We start from the raw sequence: 5,246 nt of genomic DNA, 5'->3' as shown, positions 1-5,246 counted from the left end.
GGCATGAAAAGGGCTCCTTTACTGGAGCTGACAGGAAAAAAATCGGCAAGTTCGAGCTTTCCTCCGGCGGTACTCTTTTCCTGGATGAGATAGGCGACATGCCCATGGAAGCCCAGTCCAAGCTCCTGCGCGTGATCCAGGAGAAAAAGGTACAGAGGGTAGGCGGCAAAGACGAGATCAAGGTGGATTCGCGAATTGTCTGTGCCACCAACCAGAGCCTTGAAAAGCTGGTCCGGGAGGGGAAATTCAGGTCAGACCTGTATTACCGCATCAATGTTTTTCCCATAGAGTCCCCGCCCCTCAGAGAGAGGCTGGAAGATATCCCGGACCTGGTTGATCATTTTGCCAGGCGTTTCAGTTCAGGGTCCAGGGTCAAAATCTCCCCGGGAGCCATGAAGCTTCTCAAAAATTATACCTGGCCCGGAAATGTCAGGGAGCTTGCCAATGTCATGGAACGGGCCTGCATTCTTTCCAAGCATTCAGGAAAAGTCAGTTCCAGGCACCTGTCTTTTCTCAATCAAAGTCCCGGGTTGGAGCAGGAAACTGACTTTAAGCTGCCTGCCCAGGGGTTGGACCTTGAAGAAGTGGAGATGGACCTGGTGCATCAGGCTCTGGATATGACCGATAATAATCAAAGTGCCGCAGCCAGACTCCTGGGTCTGACCCGGGCCAAGTTCAGGGTGCTTTACAAGCAGTACGCCGAACGTAGAAACCCCAAATAAGATGTATAAGTCAATAAACATCCTCATTATCACAATGATGCTGACATACCTTCCGATGAAGGGAGCGTGGGCCGAAGAGCCTTTTGACGACGGGACCATGCTTCTGTTCGTTGGAGAGAATATTGAGCTGCTGTCCATTGCCTCCAGGAGAGAGGAGACTCCGGCCAGGGCACCGGCAGTAGCACAGGTCATTTCCAGAGATGATTTTCAGAAAAGGGGGAAAGATACAATAAGCAGGGTTATCAGTGGAGTTCCGGGTTTTTATACAGCAAAAAAAGAATGGGGAGAACAGCCTTATCTCAGGGGGATGCCCAATTCCATCATGTTTCTTTATGATACCGTCCCACTTGGGTCTGAATTAGCCAAGTCTCTGCATCCCATTGGTCATGAACTGTCCCTGGCTCCGGTCAAACAACTGGAAATTGTTCGCGGACCATCTTCTGTGCTTTGGGGTCCAGACGCTTTGGCAGGGGTGGTTAATGTGGTCCCGCTGAGTGGAAAGGATTTTCAGGGAGGTGAAGCAGGCCTTTTGTATGAAGAACCTGGCAGTCATAAGGGTGCTTACTTCAACCTGGGCCAGGATTTTGGAACCTGGGATGCTTTTTTTTCATTAAGCGCCAGAAAAGGACAAGAGGAAGACGCCAAAGCTACTCTGGTTTCTTTTTTTGATTCTAAAGATTCAGGCCCGGTGCCGCCTGGTCAGCGTATGGGCAGTAAAAAAGCTGGAGATGCCAATTATTTCGACTCCTATGCCAGGATAAACCTGGGAGAGAGAATCGGCCTGTCCGGCAGGTTAGCCGGGAGCAGCTATCCATATATTATCAGCAGTCATGACGATACATACCAGTGGAGAGAAAAGGTCAGCCTGCCCATGGGCTACATTAAACTTGATGCTGACCATGAAATTGATCTCAAAACACAGCTCAGATTTTCCGGCTATTTCAGCAGGATGAATCCGCAGCATGAGATAGTTGATAAAACAGTAAGACAAAAAGATGAGACTTACTCAGGTGAACTTTTACTGGACAGGTCCTTTTTTGAAGGCCTGGGATTATTGACAACAGGTTTGTCCTACAAGCGCAGGCAAACCGATCATACAGTATTAAGCGGTGTATATGTACCGGGTTTTTTTGATCCTGAAAATGAAAGTTTTGTTCCGGACTTTAATAGTATAGAGTTTACTAATAATATCTGGTCTGCATTTGCTCAGTACACTCACAAGCTTGGAGATTTTGATCTCATGCTTGGTCTTCGCCATGACTTTCACCAGCAGTACAAGGATAGTCTAAGCTATAATGCTGCTATAGTGTGGTCTTACTCACCGGAATTGTCTTTAAAACTGCTTTATGGAACATCCTACAGGAGTCCTTATGCCAACCAGTTGCTGGTGGAGAAAAAACCAGACATGGAAAAGTCTGAGAATTATTCTTTACAGGCCATCTGGGAGCCGACCCCCTCTTTTTCCCTCAACAGCACCTTGTTTTACAACCGTCTGTCGAATCATGTGATGGAAAACCTCTTTATTCCAGGAGTGTCAAGTCCAAATAGACAGGATATCTATGGGATAGAAGCAAAAGCTTTATACAGGCCGCTGGACAGGCTTGAGTTGGAGCTCGGCTTAAGCTTGCTGGACAACAGGGGACCGGATGAAAAGTACAGGTATATTGAGTCAGAGGTCATCCGCCCTGATGGAAGCGTGGTCTACAACTGGGCTGAAGCTGCGCACCCATATGATGCCGGGCCCAGGGCCATGCTTGATCTGGCCGCCGCATGGAGAGTTCATGACAGGCTGACAGTGCATTCCAGCCTGGAGTATTTTTCTTCCAGGAAACTGATTTACCCCTGGGCTGAAAGCTTTGAAAAAGCTTCAGGAGCCTGGCTTCTTAACGCCGGTCTCAACCTTCATGATGTTTTTACCCCGGGACTGGATGTGGATTTATTCTTTAGAAATATAACCGACAATCGTTATGAAACACCAGGTACTTACAAGATGATCAATGATCGCGGTTTTTCTGGTGCAGTTAACCTGAGGTATTCTTTTTAAGGTAACCTTCAGGGGGTCCCCGGCAGTGCCTGATGGCACAAGGCCAGGGGACGGTCCCCGGGGCGGTTCCGGCTACCTCCTGAATGCCTACAGTGGAACGGATGTACTCCAGATGATCAAAAAGAGCATGGTCTACGCCCTTCAATCGACATGGTGGAGAACGTCTGATCGATTCAACCTGAGACAGTTATCAGGCTATGCATGCTTGGGGCTGAACCCTTTTCAATTCTGAAGGTGAGCGGAGTATGCGGTTTTGGCTATATTTAACCATGCATGGCTGTAAGTGACCATAGTCCTGGTGCCTGTCTGTTTTCTGATTTTACTCCTCATATCCTGTCTTCCTTGGCGACCTTAGCGCCTTTGCGTGAGAATATGTTTTTTTGGCTGCGGGCAAAGCCCACGTAAGGAGTAAACCACTGATGAAAACCAAACATTTTTTTCACACCGGACTGAACTGGCCATACCTGTTCCTTATCGTGCTGTCTGGCGTTGTGGTTTATTACAACTCATTCAATGTCCCCTTTATCCTGGACGACGTTCGACAGATTGCTGAGAATCCAGATTTAAGGTCATTAGGCGGCTTCCTGAGTTATGACTTTCTAGGGCAGAACCGTGCCCTGGTGGATCTTACCTTTGCTTTGAATTATCACTTCGGGGGACTGGATGTTTTTGGGTACCATTTAATAAATCTAAGCATACATATAATTAACGGCATTCTGGTATATTACCTGGTTTTTTTTGCAGCCGGCAGGCTGCTGGCTTCGGATTCAGCGGAGCATACTTCTTCGTCACTGTCTGTCATACAATATACAGCCTTGTTTGCCGCTCTGATCTTTGTTGTCCATCCGCTGCAGACCCAGGCTGTTACTTATATAGTTCAGCGTTATACCTTACTGGCTGCATCTTTTTACATCTTATCAGTTCTTTTATATATTCTGGGCAGAAATATTCAGCTCTCCGGCGGAAACAACCTTATCTCCCTTTCTCTGCTGTTATTGTGTTTTATTTCAGGAGTCATGGCTTTTTTGAGCAAGCAAAGTGCTGCAAGCCTGCCGGTCGCTATCCTGCTGATAGAGTTTATCTTGTATGACAGGACCTGGTCAGGGTGGAAGAAAAAGTTATGTTGGATTATTCCTTTTGCAGGTTTGTTTTGCCTGTTTGTGCTCTATAATGTTGGTTTTTTTTTCGGTCAGCGAGAATTCGGCAGGCTACTGGAGGATGTAGCTGTCCTTATGCGAACCACACCTGATATTTCCCGGTGGGAGTACCTTGTCACCCAGTTTTGTGTCATACCTAAATATCTGTTTATGTATCTGGTTCCTGTGGGCCAGAATATTGATCATATGCATCCTGTTATCACAAGCATCTGGAACGGATGTGCATTAAAAGGGTTGGCCCTGATAATATTCCTTCTTGCCGGCGCATGCTTTCTGTTTAGAAAGCAGCCGATATTTTCCCTGGCCATATTCTGGTTCTTTATCGCCTTGTCTGTCGAATCCAGTATTATCCCTATTGATGACCCCATGTTTGAGCACAGAATGTACCTGCCCATGATCGGGCCGGTCCTGGCAACGGCCTGGGCTGGCGGCCTTATGCTCCAGAAGTATCCCAGAGTAGTTGTGGGGATCAGCCTGAGCGTTGTTATTGTTCTTGGCTTTCTGAGCATAGAGCGCAACAAAATCTGGCAGTCGCAGATTGCCATCTGGGAGGATTCGGTGGCCAAAAACCCTGACAACTACCGGGCTCATACCAGCCTGGCCCTGGCCCTGGAGTATGAGAACCAGAAGCAAAAGGCTTTTAGTCATTACTACAGGGCTCTGGAGCTTGAGCCTGAATACGGATTTGCTCATTTAAACCTGGGGGCTCTGCTGCTTGAAAAAGGCAAAATTGCTCAAGCTGAGCAGCACCTGCACAAGGCAGAGCAGGAACTTCCAAGACATCCCAGGGTATTGAACAATCTGGGAGCTTTGTTTGCAATCCGGCAACAATTTAGCGAGGCTCTCGAATATTTCCGGAAGGCAGTGGAACTGAATGAATATTTCAGTGAAGCCCGGTTTAATCTGGCTCTGAGCCTGCTCAAGCTGGAGCAGCCAGTCAAAGCCAGGGAAGAAATCAAAAGGCTGCTGGAATTGGATCCTGAGCATAGCGGTGCTGATGAGCTGTTGATTATAATTGAAAAGTATCTGCAAGGCTGAAAACGGACTTTTATTTGCCTTTTTTGGCATTTGGACAGTCAATACTTATCGTGTAACCCCCTGGATTAATATCACTTTTCAAGATTTCAATTGCTAAGAAGCATTTGGGCTATAACTATCTGTATCTGTTTAGCGCTTTGCATGTGGCATGGGGACAGGCTCTTCCGGGACCCCCTTGTCCCAAAAAATGAGATACTTTAAGCACAAAATGATGCTCAAGTGGGTCCCGGAGTGCCTGTCCCCTGCTTTCCTTAAAAGCGCTAAACAGATACAAATTATTAAGCT

Annotated in this window: 4 protein-coding genes; all 4 read left to right on the top strand. The window is 47.3% G+C overall.

Annotation, left to right across the window (positions count from 1 at the left end; all coding sequences use genetic code 11):
• Positions 1-722 (top strand): sigma 54-interacting transcriptional regulator (locus tag QZP87_RS14860; RefSeq protein WP_291323708.1); only part of this gene is annotated, 722 nt, incomplete at its 5' end.
• Between the two features lie 55 nt (positions 723-777).
• Positions 778-2,766: a TonB-dependent receptor gene (locus tag QZP87_RS14855; protein WP_291323707.1), complete on the top strand. Its 1,989-nt coding sequence runs from the start codon at positions 778-780 to the stop codon at positions 2,764-2,766.
• 25 nt (positions 2,767-2,791) lie between these two features.
• Positions 2,792-2,998 (top strand): hypothetical protein, encoded by a 207-nt coding sequence (locus tag QZP87_RS14850; RefSeq protein WP_291323706.1) that lies wholly within the window; start codon positions 2,792-2,794, stop codon positions 2,996-2,998.
• 187 nt (positions 2,999-3,185) lie between these two features.
• Positions 3,186-4,961: a tetratricopeptide repeat protein gene (locus QZP87_RS14845; RefSeq protein ID WP_291323705.1), complete on the top strand. Its 1,776-nt coding sequence runs from the start codon at positions 3,186-3,188 to the stop codon at positions 4,959-4,961.
• The last annotated feature ends 285 nt before the right edge of the window (positions 4,962-5,246 follow it).

This window comes from Desulfonatronospira sp. (assembly GCA_003563255.1).
GTDB lineage: Bacteria > Desulfobacterota > Desulfovibrionia > Desulfovibrionales > Desulfonatronovibrionaceae > Desulfonatronospira.
The sequence above is the reverse complement of the archived record's forward strand: the minus strand, read 5'-3'. Positions and strand labels throughout refer to the sequence as shown.